Source organism: Paenibacillus sp. ov031 (assembly GCF_900143165.1).
GTDB classification, from domain to species: Bacteria; Bacillota; Bacilli; order Paenibacillales; family Paenibacillaceae; genus Paenibacillus; species Paenibacillus marchantiae.
On record NZ_FRDO01000002.1, the window covers coordinates 707,410 to 723,131 of the forward strand.

Consider the following 15,722-nt stretch of genomic DNA (forward strand, 5'->3'; position numbering starts at 1 on the left):
ATTCCTCCTCTATTCATGTAGAAGACACAAAAGCCCCATCCGTAGCCAAGAAGCGTACCGTAACGGTCGTTCCAACACCTTTTATACTTTCATAATTAATTTCCCCGTCATATTTTTCTACAATATTAAAACAGATCATTAATCCTAGTCCGGTGCCATTACTTTTTAATGAATAAAACGGCGTCCCGAGCGACTTCACCTCATCCTCTGACATTCCGCTCCCTTCATCCATAATTTTGATCTCAATATAATGTTGATTCCTCTTGGCAATCACAGTGACGGGTTTCCCCATATTCGATGCTTCCAATGCGTTTTTAATTAAATTCATCATCAACTGCTTAAACTCAATGGGATTAATAAAAATGAAGCAATCCTCTTCTGCCTCGATATGCATCTGATTATCAGATAACATCGCATAGGAACGAACCAGACCTGTTACACTCTGAAGAGCATCGTTCACATTCACTTTTTCTGGCTTCTGATCTTTATTCGGCTTGGAAAGGGTTAGAAACTGAGAGGTAATCTGTTCAACGGTATTCAACTCATCAATCATCAATTTGAACTTGTTTTTGACCGGATCATCAAATGCAGGATCTTCTCTGTATAACTGCAAAAAACCTCGAACAACGGTGACTGGATTTCTAATCTCATGCGCCACAGCAGCCGTCAAATGGGCTATCATCTTTAAACGCTCCGATTGTTGTAATTGTTCATGATAGAGCTGTTGCTTTTTCATACGACTAAAGGACAAATGGAAAATGAGAAATAATAAAATCTGACTCGCTATAATATTAATGAGGTTCCCTAGGATGTCATGATGTAAATACGAATATATATTACCTTGATCAATCAGGATGATATAGCCAAATGTGATCAAAATTAAAAATCCATTCAGAATGATGGAGAAATAAAACAGTTTTAAATCAAAAAACAGAATGGCAAGTGAGGGAATCAGACAAATGAGAATGTACGTAGTCCAGGTCTCTGGATATAAGAAGAACAGGGTATAGAAATAAGCAAAGCCAAACAGGATGATGATCTTTCTGAAAACATAGGTTTCATGCTTCGGGTAGATCAACAAACAAACCGCTAGAATGGCCACACAAAAAAAATGGATGACATACCCCACTGTAATTCCGCTTAATTCTGTCGTCGATAGGATTAATCCAGATAACATAAGAGCAATGAGAGTTAACATGGAAATATAATATGTTTTTCGGTTCACCTGACTGTACAATTCTTTCATCCACTCACCACTTTAAATTAATGTCGACACCTCGGTATGTATGTAGCTCTTTTCATTCCTATATTTAAAGGCATCCCACTGGATGCCCTTATCTATAATAGCATTGTATCTCATTTAACTAGCTATACAATATGAAAATTTGAAATAAATGATTCCCAACAACATAAACCCAACATTAGTCAAACTAATGCAAGGCCTAGAATGCCAATTAGCCGTACGGATCACTGTCCGTACGGCTAATCTTGGCTAAAAATATGCTTTTAGCTTATGAACTATTTCCAGAGCTCTTCAGCAATTTCTTTGATAAAAGCAAGCTTCTGCCATTGCTGCTCTTCTGTCAGATGATTGCCTTCTTCCGTGGAAGCGAATCCGCATTGCGGGCTCAGGCAAATCCGGTCCAGATCCACATATTGCTTCGCTTCTTCGATACGCTTCAGAATATCTTCCTTGCTTTCAAGCTCACCAAATTTGGAAGAGAACAAACCAAGCACGACCTGTTGGTTATCTTTCAGGAAACGAAGTGGCTTGAAATCGCCTGCCCGCTCGGTATCAAACTCCAGATAGTAGCCGGAGTAGTTATCAATGTTCAGGAGAGTTTGCGCAATCGGCTCATAACCTCCACCGACACCAGCATATGTTGATACGTAATTCCCACGGCATACATGTGTCGTTACCACGAGGTCCTCCGGCAAACCGGATACAACTTCCTCGTTCAACTTCGCAAGTTCGTTCGCATAATCGGCTACATTTACGCCAATCTGCTCCATGAATGCCATGAACTGCTGATCGCACAATGCGCCCCACGTGCAATCGTCAATTTGAACGCTTCGGCAGCCCGCTTCATACAAGGCCAAGATCGCCTCTTTGTACGCTTTGGCAATATCCGAAAGAAGCTCTTCCCGGTTCGGGTAAATGGCTTGCGTACTTTCTTTATTTTCTGCCCGGTCCAATTCAAACAGGAACTGTGCAGCAGCAGGAATGGATTGACGCGCAACGACGTCATCGCCAGCAACACCTTTTAAGAATACATAATGTGAAACGAACGGATGAGTGCTGAAACTTACTTTGCCCGTCAGACGTGCTGTTTCGGGTCTGGATTTGGCACCGTTAAACTCATAGCCTTGATCAATGATGGTCCGGTCAACACCGTCAAGTCCCCAGAAGAAGTCCAGATGCCACCAAGAGCGACGGAATTCCCCGTCCGTTACAGCTTGAAGGCCAACTTCTTTTTGTTTTTGCACGAGCTTCACAATTTCAGCGTTTTCTACTTCCTCTAGTTGCCCAGAAGTAATTTCACCGTTTTGGTATTTCGCTCTTGCCTCTTTCAACGCGCTTGGGCGCAAGAAACTGCCTACAATATCATATCGAAATGGAGTAACGGTCCGCTGTTTAGGTTCTGTTTGAATGCTCATTGTTTAATCTCCCCGTAAATTAATTATAAGATTAAATATAACATATCCGATCGGATTTACTGTTCTATAAAAGAGCTATAGCAGGTTATAGTTATAAGCTATAGCTGAGTCCAACTTTCCTTTACCCGTGAGGTATTTCCCATCCAAAAGATAAATTTATTTACCTTATTGACTTAAACCATGGTTTAAGTCGTATGCTATTCCTGTCGACAGAGTTAACACCTATTTGGAGGTCTCCAACATGAAGTATTTTTCCATTAGCGAAGCTTCAGCTCAATTGAATATTCCAGATTCAACGTTACGTTTTTATGAGAAAAAAGGACTTCTACCCATGATGGAGCGTGATGATGCTGGCAGGAGATTATTTTCAGAAGTTCAGATGGCTTTACTGGAAACCCTTGTTTGTTTAAAAAACACGCATATGCCCATTAGTCAGATTAAGCAATATATGGACTGGATCATCCAAGGGAACTGTACGCTTGAAGCAAGGCTTGAAATGATGCAAAATCACAAGCAGGCAGTGCTGGATGAAATTTCGTTGATGCAGGAATCCCTAAAGGGCATTGATTTTAAAATTACACGTTACACCCGTCAAATAGAGGAAAGAAACGAACAAAAAGATACCTAAGAGGAGAGATACTATAATGAAACTTTCGGGAAATACAGTACTCATCACCGGTGGAAGCTCTGGGATCGGATTAGCATTTGCAGAACGTTTCTTAAGAGCTGGGAATACTGTCATTGTTACGGGACGACGTGAAGCAGTACTTCAACATGCAAAAGAAACACACCCGGACCTTATTACGTATGTGAATGATCTGAATATTGAATCCGAGCGTGTAGCGTTGTTAGATTGGGTAACCGTAAACTATCCAGAAGTGAATGTGTTAGTAAACAATGCCGGTATCCAACAACGGTTTAATATGCTGATAGCGGATGCGAAGAACGATTGGAGTTATTTTGCCAAAGAAATTACAACGAATATTGAGGCTCCTTTTCATCTGTCCATGCTGTTCGCTCCTTACCTTGCAACCAAAGAAGAAGCCACAATTATTAACGTTACCTCTGGATTAGCCTTCACACCGTTTGCCATTGCTCCGATATATTCAGCAACCAAAGCCGCACTTCACTCCTTTACAATCAGCCTGAGACACCAGCTTTCGGATACGTCTGTAGAGGTCATTGAAGTTGCTCCTCCGGCAGTAAGTACAGATCTGGGTGGAGCGGGCCTGCACACACATGGAGAACCATTGGATGCCTTTGCAGATGGAATTTTCGAAGGATTACAAGAAGGTCATAAAGAAATTGGATACGGTACCTCTGTTGCCCGCCTACGCATGTCCCGAGATGAAGTCGACAAATATGCAGAAAGCATGTATCACGCAACGAAAAACCTTATTGAATAACTCACCTACGAGACATCGTGTGACTCATCCGTTTCTCTGTATATTAACAAAGAGACCATTCCAGCTACGGAACGGCCTCTTTAAATTTTATATAAAACTCATGTATCTACTAATCTTGAATACATATGGAGATCGTTAAATGTTCCTTCTAATGTGAAACGGAGCTTTTGTAAGAGCTTTATCGAATTCACATTTTCGGGATCAACCTTGGCTTCGATTCGGTTCAGTTTTAAAGATGAGAATGCATGATCTACCAAAGTAGAGACCGCCTCTGAAGCATATCCTCTTCCCCACGATGATTTAGCAATATCATATCCAATTTCTGCTTTTAAGTTGTCAAAATCCAAAGAATTATAACCGCATGAACCTATAATCTCGTTGGACTCTTTTTTAATTATGGAGAAACGAATAGCCTTACGATCTTGAGAGAGATCATCCAGAAGTTTGATCATTTCTTTCGCTTGCTCTACGTCAGTAAAACAACTAACATTCATAAATTTAGTAACCTCGGGATCAGACCAAACGGTGAACAAGCTCGAAGAATCCGACACCTTCATTTTTCTCAATTGTAAACGTTCTGTGTGTAACTCTGTAATCAATACTTTTACCTCCATTAGGATTTAATAGTTAGGTTTAAGATATTGATATCTGCGCATATTTCAGTCCCTTCATTTCCAGGCTATTTACATTATACCAGGAATTTTGACCAAATCAGACTCCATTCTAATGATCTCAAGTCAGCGTAAGAATGATCTGTTCTCCGGAACGGGTAATCTTGTAGATACCTTCCTTCATGTCAATGCCATAGTGCTTTTTCAGCAACCACTTTGCGTTACGATCCGTCTCCACGACGACCAGATAATCGTATCCGCTCAGGAGGTTGTCCATATTATCCTCATAGAACAACACAATCCCGTCCACATGCGGAGCATACAAGAAATACTTCCCGACATACTGCATGTAATAATTCGTGACCTGCTGGTCCCTATCCGAGGCGTAGAACAGATATCTGTTGTTGTCCTCCTGACCACCTTTATACCAGCGATCACCGGTAACCGCATGGATTTTGTAAGGGAGCGTTGTATCGTAGGTTTTGGCAATCGAGACGATCCCGTTGTATTCCGATAAAAGGATGGTCGCCGCAATCGCCATACAGCCGATGATTCCTTTTTGATAATGCCCCTTCGTCTCGACCGTCTTGAAGGCTTGATAATCAGGCACTTCACCAATCCGATAGTGGAATGAACGCTCCAGGTCGATTGCAGCGCATAGCACCAGCCCACCGGCGAACAGCACCACAATACTCGAGGCATAACGCTCAAAACCTGCCAGCACGATCGCCTCATCCATCGGCATGGAGAAGAGATACAACGCCAGAATGCCTGCATAATACAGCAGCAATACAACATCCAGTGCAATCAGTGCTTTCCACAAGTTCCACTTCTTCTTGAGTACTACATAGGCAAATACCGAAGCCGCAATCGCTACAAGTTGGAAAATGACAATACCGATGACCGGCCGTGTCGTAATATCCGTACTCGATTTTAAGAACAGCCACAGAATCTCATGCATCTGCTCTGCCGTTTTGCCGGATTGAATTCCGGAAGTGGCCACATCGAATTTGTTATCGACGCCCTGAAACACCGTTGCCATCCGCCAGCTCCAGCCGAAGTATGGAATCAGTGAACCGCAGATGGTGCCAATAACAGCCAGCGCAGTTTTCCAACTGAACTTTTGTCTGTGTTTTAGCCATGTATACACCAGGAAGATCAGGCTGATGGCTGCGAAAATAACGCCTGTGCTTTTGATGACTGTCAGCACACCTGCAAGCGGGAGCATGATAATGCATGCTCGTTTGATATCATGACGATATTGGTATATAACCGCCAGGATGGCGAGCGCATAGATAGGAAGCAAGAAATCCACGAGCAGGTTGGTAATCCGAATCGTAAGGTTGAAGAAAGACAGTGTAGATAACCCGAGTCCAAGAAACGCATACAGCAGAAAACGTTTCTTCTCAGAAACGATGCCAAACATAGCGTAAAAACAGGAAAAGATCAGCAAACCTTGTGCCAAGAGCATCACGGACTGGTCATGCCCCATAAATCGACAGACGTAATAAATAAACGACGAGGTCCCTAGCGGATAATTCTTAAAATCAATTAGGTTCGAGTCCGGTGTCGGAAAAGCATCTGTACTGAGCATCTGCTTCAAGACAATCGCCCAGTGGGAAAAATTATCGTAGTGCGTCAATTGATTTTGGAAGAGTACCAGCAAGAAAATGAACGTCCCTGCCAGGAAAGAAAACTGGAATAAGGAAAAAGAAATGCGAAAGGATGCTCCTCGGCGCATTCCGAGAAACACCATTCCTCCGTACAATAGTAATCCCACGAGAAGAAGTACAAGGCTGCCAATGTAAAGTTGCCCTGCCAAACCGCTAAGAAAGACAATACATGCTATGGAGGAAAACACAAATACAGGGATGAACTCCCAACGTATAGATAGTGCCTTTCGAACAAACTGCATGTAACCCATAAAGGAGAATATCAATAAAACTCCCATCACAAATTGAAGCAAATACAGCATATCTATCTCTCCTAACCCTCTCTGGTGAAACGATCGGCATGTGGATGGGTCAAATCACTCAGCAATTGATCAATCAAACCGCGCTCCACGATATCATCAATATTCTCCACCGAGAGAAGTACTTCGCGACGATTGGCTGTTGTTTTCCCTGTGTGCAGCAAGATGACTTCAATATTACTCTTCGTATAAAAAGTAACGACCTCTCCTGCCGTAATATCACCATGAAGACCCGTAGCGGAAAAGAAACGATAATTAAAGCTGCGCAGCGTACATCCAGCATGATTGGTGAAATGAACTGGAAGCTGGAGGGAAAGCCTCGGCATTTTTCGTTGATCCGATCTAGGTTGAACAATACGTTTTTTTACATTGCGAAGCATATCGTCGTAAGCCGTATCCCACAGATTCATCTTCTCTGGCAATGAGTGTTTACGATCGTAGATGATTTGCATGTATTGACGGTTATCCGTCTCATCAATCGGCTGAACCGTAGCGGAATAACGCCAGCCTTCTCCATCCTGTTTCACATAAACGATGACCGCCTTAAGATTGGCCTCATACCGCTCGGATTTTACGACCAGAGAGATCGTCTTCTGTTCAGGTAGATAAATGGGATAGGGGACATAAAAGGCAATACCTTGTTCAGATACATCTACTGTCTTGGCCTCATAGCGCACTTTCGTGTCCTGATCGTGGATCATGACATCCTCCTGCGCCCGAATCCGCTCTGTCTCCCGATATGCACGACGGCCGATCATGAAGAACAGGGCATAACACAGCGCAATCATATTATGAATGAGCCAGAAAATAATGATACTGCTGAAGAACAGCGCGATGCCATACTTGCCGTTAACATATCGAATCACAGCCGCAATCGAAAGCAAAAGCAGAAAGATATGCGGAAGTGCATATAACAGAGCAGACATCCATTTCCGGCCATTCGCTCTGCTTTTATTCGTAACCTTGAATTTTTTCTCGCGGATGCCCAGCGTTTCAAGTAGAACCGGCCATATCAGATAAGGCATAAATATTGTATCAATAACCTGACTCCAGCGCTGATTCCGAATATTGCTCGACAGATAACGCATCGATACACTGTAGAAGAAATAGGACGGAAGCCAGAATATTAAGATTTGCCAGAAGGTTGTGTTTACAATCTTGAAATCAAACAATGCAAATAAAATAGGAGCCAGAATGAAAATCAAACGGTTAAAGAAGGACCACCAGTATAAGAAACTGCTTAAATAGGTTACCCTCGTCCAGAAAGGAAGCTTCTCGGATATAGGAGCACGTGTATTCTGCAGGCTCTGAATAATCCCCCTTGCCCAGCGGATTCGCTGATTAATCATGCTCGGGACTGTTGTTGTCGTCTGCCCGGCAGCTTGAACCTCTTGAGTCGCATAGGTAATATAGCCTTCCTGCTGTAGGCGGATGCTTGTCTCAAAGTCCTCGGTGATTGTGTTCAGCGGAAAACCGCCGATGTCTTCCATGCCTTGCCGGGAAATGATCGTATTACTTCCGGTATAGGCTACCGCATTGGAGGCATTACGCAGGATGTTCACTTCTCTGGAGAAGAAATCCTGTTCATTCGGAATTCCTTGCTCTGCATACAAGTTAAACTGGAACAGATCCGGATTATAGAAGCTTTGAGGGGTCTGTACCAGTCCCAGCTTGAACTTTTTATCTATTTCATCCTCACGGCGAAGCCGCCATCTCCCGTTCTCTTCTATAAACGTGGAGAGCAGGAAATACGGGACGGTTTTCATCAAAAAGGTGTGTTGCGGGATCATATCTGCATCAAAGGTTGCAATGAGTGGAGAAGAGGTTTTGCTCAAGGCATTATTCAGGTTACCTGATTTGGCATGTTTGTTGCCGGGAAAACCCAGATATCCTACGCCAAACTGCTTCGCAAGCTCCTCCACCTCAGGTCGTGCTCCATCATCACACAGATAGATGTGAACCTTCTGCTTGTCAGGGTAATCCATGAACGTACAAGCATTGACGGTTTTATACAAAAGATCAACCGGCTCGTTATGGGTGGCAATGAACACATCCACATGAGGATAAAAATCGGGAGGGACGATGGGAAAGTCGAGCTGGGTACGTTCCTTTTGCATCTTTTGAAAAAACAATTCAAAGGTGGTCAGTACGGTTACCGTTTCAGCCACAATTAAGAGCATGCCGAAGATGACGTTCAGAACGCCTTCTCCCCATGGCAGTGTAAAGAACATCCGCCATAGCAAATAAATCGACATCAGGATCATGGTGATGACAAAGAAAATATGTTGTCTTTTTTCGTTTTGCACTACAGCTGCTTCCTCCTTGCTGCAAATACCCATCTTCGCTGCAATTGAAAACTGAGCAGGAACAGCAAGGCATCACAGACAAATTTCGCGATTTTCTCATCCACGAAGAAAACCGTATGGAACAAATATACCCCCGTACTGGAAAGCACAATCACGAATCCGCACAACGTCAAATAGCGCCATAGACTGCCCTGACTATCCTCTTTACGGAATACAAAGTGCCTATTTAGTACATAGTTGACGACAATAGAAATAATTCTCGCAATCACGGTTGCGAGCAGAATTCTTAGATAATCCTGCTGACCCAATATAGGCCGCAAAAAGTCGATCAAAAACCATGCAATTCCCAAATCAACGACAGAACTCGCAACGGAAGAGGAAATAAACCGCAGGAAGTTGGAGAACAGCACACCCATCACCCGTGCGCTGTCCTGAATCGCTTTAAAATGTGTCCCTGCATTTCCATTCTCATAGATGACTTGAATCGGCATGGTATGAATCGGGATACCGGACTGAATACATGAGATGAGCATCTGCAGCTCATATTCAAAACGAGTGCCGCGAACATCTTGCATGAAAGCAAGTAGTCCGGGGCCAAAAGCTCGCAGTCCGGTCTGGGTATCTGACAGCTTTTTACCGTAAAGCATAGCAAAAATAAAGGACGTCATCCGATTGCCCAGCAAAGATTTCGGCGGTATGCCTCCCTCGCTGAAGTTCCTTACCCCGAGAACCAATGCATCAGGATGCTGCCTGGCTTCTTTCGCAAGTCTGTATACATCCTCTGCTGCATGCTGCCCATCTGAATCCGCAGTGACGACGAACGAAGATGCATCGAACTGCTGTCCGATATACTTAAATCCGGTTTTAAGTGCAGCACCCTTTCCTAGATTTTCCGCATGCCGAAGCAAGACACACCCGTCCTCACTCAGCTCTTCGAAAATCGACTGATACGCCTCACCAGATCCGTCGTCTACAATGACAATATGGGTCAAGCCATATTCTCGCAATTGCCGTACATAGGCTAGAAGTCTCTCATCTGGCTCAAGCGATGGAATAAGGATGATCGTTTTGCCGTCTTCACTTTTATCTATAATCATCCTAGTTAAGCCTCAATTCGACATATTTTCACAAATTCTTTTTGAATACTGAGAGTATAACATCGAAAGAGTATACAGTAAACGAACAACTTGTATATATTTTGGTAAAAAAGTTGTATACACATTCGCATTAATGTATAGGCAAAAAATACTAGAAATAGGACTGTGGTATACACAACGAAAAACTCGCCATAATTATGGCGAGTGCATGTTCAGATATCATGTAACAATGCTATTCTATTCGAATTGCTTCGATATAAAGCTCGATGCTTACTTCATTTCCGACGACAATTCCACCCGTTTCCAGAGGAGAGTTGAAGCTCAAGCCAAATTCATTACGATCGATACTGGCAGTCGAATGAAATCCCACACGTTCCCGGCCTCGAGGGTCTTTATTAAACCCTTCAAAAACGGTATGAAAAGTGATAGGTTTTGTTATGCCATGCAGCGTTAAATTGCCTGCAAGTTCATATTGCCGTTCGCCAGTAAGAACGCAGTTGGTACTTTGAAACGTAATCGCTGGATACTTGGCAGTATGAAAGAATTCATCGCTCCTCAGGTGTTCATCTCGTTGCCGCTGGCGAGTTGTGATACTATTTGTGTCGATGGAAGCCTGAATACCCATAGTTGTTACATCGTTGGGGTCAAAACTTAAAACCGCTTCGAACTGCTCGAATACACCTTTGATTTTATTAATCATTAAATGCGTCACCGAAAACTCAACAGAGCTGTGGTCCGGATCCACTTCCCATTTGACATTGCTCATAAATAAATTCCACCTCTATAATCATATGATGCGAAAGGTCGCCCTATCTCCAAAGCACTGCGCTATTCGCATGCTCTTAATATACAAAAAGGCTACTGACAACGTGATGTCAGTAGCCTTTTAACGTTCTAGCATTTTCTCATAAATATAGACGAATGGCCGCTTATGCTGATCCCTAATTTGAATTAGAATTACCGTAGAAGTCTGGAAAAAGGCTGTGATTCCAATGTTAATCAAAAGAGATAAATGGCTACAGTATCGCATTCTCCGCAATGCATCCTCTCTCGCTGGACGGTTACCTGAAACACAGTTACTTAAAAAGGACACTTTAACGAAGATGCTGCTTCAATATCAAAGCGTCGTACTGAAACCTCGTAACGGAAGTTATGGAAGAGATATTATTTTTATCAAACGTAACGGTGGGAAATCCTATCGTATTCAAAATGAAAATAATGTGGTCATCATGAGGGATACCGACAAGGTACTTCAATGGCTCCACAAAAGAAACAAAAGTCATGGATACATTGTCCAAAAACGTCTGTATCTTGCCCAAATTGGGCACAAGCCGTTCGACATTCGAATCATTGTTCAGCGCAAAAAAGGCTCTTCAGCCAATTGGAACGTTACCGGCTCCTACGCTAAAGTTGCGGCGCAGGGATATCTAGTCACGAATGTGACTAGCCGCACCATTCCAGTGTTGGAGGCATTCAAATTATCTCGAATTGAAGATCCGAGGAGCCTGCTTATCAAAGCGGAACACACTGCACTATCTTCTGCCAAACGACTTGGAGAGCATTACCCTACGCTTAGACAAGTCGGGTTCGATATAGGTATCGACAGTAAACATCGAATCTGGATCATCGAAGGTAATTATAAACCGGACCTACGGCCTTTCCGGCTTTTGAAAGATTCCTCAATGCATCGCAAAATATTATGGTACAAGAAACATTAAAGCAAAAAAGAGACGACCAGCCTTTTTCTACGGCCAGTCGTCTCATTAGGTTAAATTTTGATGCTTATGATGGATCATGATCGCTTCAGTTATTACTTGAGGCGTCTCGTGGCACTTGTAACACGTGTCACTTGGAATTTATTTACTCCTACCTGTATAATGGCAAACTGGCTGTAAGAAGTACCGGAAGAAGTATACGGCTCGGCTTCAATATTTCCACTTGGCGTTCTAACCGTTGCGGTGATTCTAGTTACCAAGCAGACTCCACGGCTGGAAGCTCTCCAAGTCTCGTCACGCAAAACACTATAATTGTCGTCACTACAAAAGATGGATGCATATTCAACTTTTCCAGACGCATTAAACGAAGTAGAGTTATAGATCTGAACGGGGTCATAACCACCTCTTGGTCCTCCTGGTCTTCTATTTCCCATTATCAAAACCTCCTTATTATTGATAGTTTTATTAAATGCATTTCAATTGTTTTGGTAAGGTATAAATGTGGACAAGGAACAAAAAGTGCGTTTGTCCAGTCGCCTGGGGAGCCTTATATTGATGTTCCTCAAAACAAAAAAAGAACCACCTGTGTTGTTACACAGGTGGTTCGAGAATGATAGATTCTTTTTAAATTATGAAGCTTTTGCTGCAACAGCTTTTTGAATTAAAGCTTTTGCATCGTTAGTAGAAAGACCTTGTTTAGGTTGAAGCAGATTTTTCTCTGCTGCACTAAGAATACCTTTATCAATCAGTTTTGCCATAGGTTTCACCGCATAGGTAGAAACGGTTTTGCCATCTTCAAAACCTGCAATAATCGTAGCCGCATTTTTGTCAGAAGCTTGATCTTTCACCAATTTAGCAAGAATGGTAGCTGCTTCTTCACGAGTGATATCACGATCAGGATTGAAGTTACCACCGTAGCCTTGAATGAATCCAGCGTGAGTCGCTTCAGCGATTGCATCTGCATATAAAGCGTTAGCAGCAACATCCTTGAATGCAGGTGCTGCAGCTACTTCGTTCAGTTTCAACAGGTCTACTAGAGCAGTAACAAATTCAGCACGGGAAATAAATTCTGTTGTTGCAGGTGTTTCTGTTTCTTCTTTAGATGCAGCTAGATTCGTGATACGTCCTTCCGTTTTAGCCACAATGTCAGCGCCTTTATACGTATCTACAATGTACTGGTAGAATACATCCAGATCGATAGGACCAGCCAAGGATGATTTAGCATCTACTAGCACTTTATAGTTATCTCCACCTGCAGCCATAAAGTTGTTAACTACAGCCGTATATGTTTTTGCAGGATCAATAGGTGAGCCATCTTCAAGACTAAGACTAGTAACACGTTCCGCCACTGGTTTATTGAAATCTGCAGTATATTTCAAGCCAGAGATCTGTAGAGTTTTAGTGTTTGGTGTACCGTCAGCGTTGGTACCCCATTGTTGCTGCAACAACGTTTTAATTTGTTCGCCAGTCAACTCCAGTTTCACTAGAGTATTACCAAACGGTTGGATTTTAGCAAGATCAGCAAAGGTCACATCGCCTTTTGGCAGATCCGCACGAATACCACCTGGATTCATAAATGCAAAGTCAGCAGCACTTGCCTTATCCCCAAAGTCTGCTTCACGCATTGAATCTGCAATGAGGTTGCCCAGAGCGGCTTCGTTATTATAAGCATCTGTACGGGTAACAGAACCATCCGTTGTACCTACTGGCTTAGTCAGCTCAGGATGCTTGTCTAATGATTTTTTAATAATAGCTAAAGATTCAGGGTCTTCTTTTACACCCTCTTGGAAAGTCGATGTAACTGTAGCTGATTTTTCGGTTACATCCCCAGTAGCAGGGTCAATCATCAATTTAATATCTTCAAATGCCGTACCATAAGAATACGCTTGAACGATCAATTTCCCATTCACTTCTCCATTAGCCAAGGCATGATTGTCACCTGCAACGATAACGTCAACAGGGGAATCTGCTGGCAAAGCTTTTGCTAAATCAGCCGCTTCTCCAGTGGTTACACCTTCTTTGGTTGATGCTGGATCATGCGCCAAAACGATGATCGTTTCTACACCTTGATCTTGCAATTCTTTTGCATATTTATTAACGGCTTCAACTTCTTCTTCTGCGCTTAAGAAACGCACACCAGCTGTCCCAGATGGGGATACTTTGGCAGGTGTGGATTTCGTCACTAATCCGATGAATCCGATTTTGACTCCGCCTACTTCTTTAATAACATACGGCTTAATCAATGTTTTGCCAGTGGCAGTTTCAATGACGTTCGCATTGACGTAATCAAATTTTGCACCAGCATGAGTTACTTTTCCTTCTTTTGGATCAAGGCCACCAAAGATTTGTGCCTTCAAAGCAGCGACACCTTGGTCGAATTCATGATTGCCTAGAGAAGCTACATCAAAGCCCATCATATTCATCCATTCCATGGTAGGCTCGTCACGATCGAGAGATGAGACTGGAGCAGATGCACCCACAGAGTCTCCATTATGGAAGAGTAGGGAATGCTCATATTTTGCTTGAGCTTCTTTTAAGTAGGTTGCTAGAATTGGAGCCGTTCCTGCCTTTTTATCACTAACGATCGATGTGGTATCTAACTGACCGTGGAAGTCATTGATACCAATCAAGTGTACTTCTACATCTTTGCCTGCGGCAGAGACAGAACCTGCTGCGCCCAATAGTTGGGTGAGTAGTAGTGCAGCAGTTGCCACACGAATTGTGCTTTGGCCCAGAACTTTTTTCCAATACATGAATTAACAAAACCCCTCTCCAATTATAGATCCTGAAATATTTTACCATAGTTCAATTCATAAAAGTCGTAGAATATATCAAATGGATGTAAAAAATTTAAAGATTGATAGAGAAAGGAACGTAGTTTTATCTGTTACTACTTCGTAAGAAGCGGATTAAACAAAATTTCAGACCTAAGATTCGCCCAAACTCAACGATTACAGGTGTGCTATAATATGCTCTAACTGATGAATTAAGAGAATAGGTGTGTGAACCGATGGAAATAAAGCCGGGACATCTACCCAAAGAAAAAAAACCGCTATACCTCACCGTATACGATGAACTATTCAAAAAGATCATGAGTGGTGTGTTCCCCTCCAATAGTCAATTGCCTGCTGAACCTGAACTTGCCAAAATGTTCGACGTAAGCAGAATGACGTTGAGACAAGCATTAGCTCTATTGCAAGATGACGGACTGGTGACGAGTATTCATGGTAAAGGGAACTTTGTTACCCGAACTCGAATGGTGCAGAGGAATGTTGGGCTGGAGAAAATCGGAAATCCTATTTATAAGTGCCATACAGAGGACATTGATCATGTCGACATCCAGTTCAGACTGGACCTTGAGAGTGACTACACGAAAGAGGTTCTGAAAAGAAAAGCCACAGCTGTAGTAGCCATTGAACGTTGGTATATGAGTAAAGGACAAGCGGTGGCTTACGGATTTACCTTTATGGCCATTGAGGCCGTAACAGAATTGAACCTGGATCTCCAGAATGAAGAGCAATTGCTGGACATGCTTGAGAACAAGGTATATGAGCTGGCTAACTCTGCAACGGTAGAGGTCAGACATTCCACCGTGATGAATGCCTCATCTCAAAAATATAAACTGGATGCCGGCGAGGGGTGCGATTTGCTGCTGGAAAGTCTATATGTAAATGAACAGTACCCTATTGTATACAATAAATATTATATTCCTAAAGAATTTAGCCAGATTGTAATTAATGCTTCGAAACCATAGGACTTATTATCATTGCAGGGCAGTGACTTCTCCATATAGGAGAGGTCACTGCCCTTTTGCATACAAGATCGACTACCAGGAAAGAATGCGGGAATTTATTCCATAAAAAATTAGTTGATAGAGAATGCGATGTGTGGTACTTTATTCTCATACCAATTAGACAACTTTTTATACAACTATACCAATTTATAAAGAAGAGGAGA

The 15,722-nt window shown here is 42.6% G+C and carries 13 protein-coding genes; 4 read left to right on the forward strand and 9 right to left on the reverse strand.

The genetic code is table 11. From position 1 onward, the window contains the following. Positions 1-13: 13 nt before the first annotated feature. A complete protein-coding gene (locus BUA17_RS13285) occupies positions 14-1,246 on the reverse strand; it encodes a sensor histidine kinase (protein WP_063565788.1) in 1,233 nt (410 codons plus the stop codon). A 272-nt stretch (positions 1,247-1,518) separates the two neighbouring features. After that, a complete protein-coding gene (locus BUA17_RS13290) occupies positions 1,519-2,658 on the reverse strand; it encodes a 5-methyltetrahydropteroyltriglutamate--homocysteine S-methyltransferase (RefSeq protein ID WP_072733907.1) in 1,140 nt (379 codons plus the stop codon). A gap of 241 nt (positions 2,659-2,899) precedes the next feature. Between BUA17_RS13290 and BUA17_RS13295 the strand changes: the two genes are divergently transcribed. Both BUA17_RS13295 and BUA17_RS13300 read left to right on the forward strand, forming a co-directional pair. Beyond that, positions 2,900-3,286 carry a MerR family transcriptional regulator gene (locus BUA17_RS13295; RefSeq protein ID WP_072733908.1) on the forward strand — a complete coding sequence of 129 codons (387 nt, stop codon included), beginning with the start codon at positions 2,900-2,902 and terminating at the stop codon, positions 3,284-3,286. Positions 3,287-3,302: 16 nt separating this feature from the next. Then, a complete protein-coding gene (locus tag BUA17_RS13300; protein ID WP_072733909.1) occupies positions 3,303-4,064 on the forward strand; it encodes an SDR family oxidoreductase in 762 nt (253 codons plus the stop codon). 98 nt (positions 4,065-4,162) lie between these two features. On the opposite strand, the gene BUA17_RS13305 is transcribed toward BUA17_RS13300, so the two are convergent. The 5 genes from BUA17_RS13305 to BUA17_RS13325 form a co-directional block, all read right to left on the reverse strand. Continuing rightward, positions 4,163-4,663, reverse strand: a complete 501-nt coding sequence (locus BUA17_RS13305) for a GNAT family N-acetyltransferase (RefSeq protein WP_072733910.1) — start codon at positions 4,661-4,663, stop codon at positions 4,163-4,165. A 133-nt stretch (positions 4,664-4,796) separates the two neighbouring features. After that, the gene (locus BUA17_RS13310) at positions 4,797-6,650 is read right to left on the reverse strand and encodes a hypothetical protein (RefSeq protein WP_072733911.1); all 1,854 of its coding nucleotides are present in this window, start codon (positions 6,648-6,650) and stop codon (positions 4,797-4,799) included. A gap of 11 nt (positions 6,651-6,661) precedes the next feature. After that, positions 6,662-8,953 carry a glycosyltransferase family 2 protein gene (locus BUA17_RS13315; protein ID WP_072733912.1) on the reverse strand — a complete coding sequence of 764 codons (2,292 nt, stop codon included), beginning with the start codon at positions 8,951-8,953 and terminating at the stop codon, positions 6,662-6,664. Beyond that, positions 8,953-10,050, reverse strand: coding sequence for a bifunctional glycosyltransferase family 2/GtrA family protein (locus BUA17_RS13320; RefSeq protein ID WP_072733913.1), 1,098 nt, complete (start codon positions 10,048-10,050; stop codon positions 8,953-8,955). Before BUA17_RS13320 ends, BUA17_RS13315 begins: the two co-directional genes overlap by 1 nt. A gap of 232 nt (positions 10,051-10,282) precedes the next feature. Next, positions 10,283-10,816: a YceI family protein gene (locus BUA17_RS13325; protein WP_072733914.1), complete on the reverse strand. Its 534-nt coding sequence runs from the start codon at positions 10,814-10,816 to the stop codon at positions 10,283-10,285. Between the two features lie 226 nt (positions 10,817-11,042). Between BUA17_RS13325 and BUA17_RS13330 the strand changes: the two genes are divergently transcribed. Further along, positions 11,043-11,768, forward strand: coding sequence for a YheC/YheD family protein (locus BUA17_RS13330; protein ID WP_072733915.1), 726 nt, complete (start codon positions 11,043-11,045; stop codon positions 11,766-11,768). A 92-nt stretch (positions 11,769-11,860) separates the two neighbouring features. On the opposite strand, the gene BUA17_RS13335 is transcribed toward BUA17_RS13330, so the two are convergent. Both BUA17_RS13335 and BUA17_RS13340 read right to left on the reverse strand, forming a co-directional pair. Beyond that, complete coding sequence (locus BUA17_RS13335; RefSeq protein ID WP_063565778.1) at positions 11,861-12,199, reverse strand: hypothetical protein; 339 nt, start codon at positions 12,197-12,199, stop codon at positions 11,861-11,863. 195 nt (positions 12,200-12,394) lie between these two features. Then, positions 12,395-14,518 carry a 5'-nucleotidase C-terminal domain-containing protein gene (locus BUA17_RS13340; protein ID WP_072733916.1) on the reverse strand — a complete coding sequence of 708 codons (2,124 nt, stop codon included), beginning with the start codon at positions 14,516-14,518 and terminating at the stop codon, positions 12,395-12,397. Between the two features lie 257 nt (positions 14,519-14,775). On the opposite strand from BUA17_RS13340, the gene BUA17_RS13345 reads away from it, so the two are divergent. Then, positions 14,776-15,519, forward strand: a complete 744-nt coding sequence (locus BUA17_RS13345; RefSeq protein WP_063565776.1) for a GntR family transcriptional regulator — start codon at positions 14,776-14,778, stop codon at positions 15,517-15,519. The last annotated feature ends 203 nt before the right edge of the window (positions 15,520-15,722 follow it).

What these genes read in the sequence shown, in the direction of transcription:
- BUA17_RS13285 (WP_063565788.1), bottom strand. Translation starts at nt 1,246, where the DNA reads ATGAAAGAATTGTACAGTCAGGTGAACCGAAAAACATATTATATTTCC.
- BUA17_RS13290 (WP_072733907.1), bottom strand. Translation starts at nt 2,658, where the DNA reads ATGAGCATTCAAACAGAACCTAAACAGCGGACCGTTACTCCATTTCGA.
- BUA17_RS13295 (WP_072733908.1), top strand. Translation starts at nt 2,900, where the DNA reads ATGAAGTATTTTTCCATTAGCGAAGCTTCAGCTCAATTGAATATTCCA.
- BUA17_RS13300 (WP_072733909.1), top strand. Translation starts at nt 3,303, where the DNA reads ATGAAACTTTCGGGAAATACAGTACTCATCACCGGTGGAAGCTCTGGG.
- BUA17_RS13310 (WP_072733911.1), bottom strand. Translation starts at nt 6,650, where the DNA reads ATGCTGTATTTGCTTCAATTTGTGATGGGAGTTTTATTGATATTCTCC.
- BUA17_RS13320 (WP_072733913.1), bottom strand. Translation starts at nt 10,050, where the DNA reads ATGATTATAGATAAAAGTGAAGACGGCAAAACGATCATCCTTATTCCA.
- BUA17_RS13325 (WP_072733914.1), bottom strand. Translation starts at nt 10,816, where the DNA reads ATGAGCAATGTCAAATGGGAAGTGGATCCGGACCACAGCTCTGTTGAG.
- BUA17_RS13330 (WP_072733915.1), top strand. Translation starts at nt 11,043, where the DNA reads ATGTTAATCAAAAGAGATAAATGGCTACAGTATCGCATTCTCCGCAAT.
- BUA17_RS13335 (WP_063565778.1), bottom strand. Translation starts at nt 12,199, where the DNA reads ATGGGAAATAGAAGACCAGGAGGACCAAGAGGTGGTTATGACCCCGTT.
- BUA17_RS13340 (WP_072733916.1), bottom strand. Translation starts at nt 14,518, where the DNA reads ATGTATTGGAAAAAAGTTCTGGGCCAAAGCACAATTCGTGTGGCAACT.
- BUA17_RS13345 (WP_063565776.1), top strand. Translation starts at nt 14,776, where the DNA reads ATGGAAATAAAGCCGGGACATCTACCCAAAGAAAAAAAACCGCTATAC.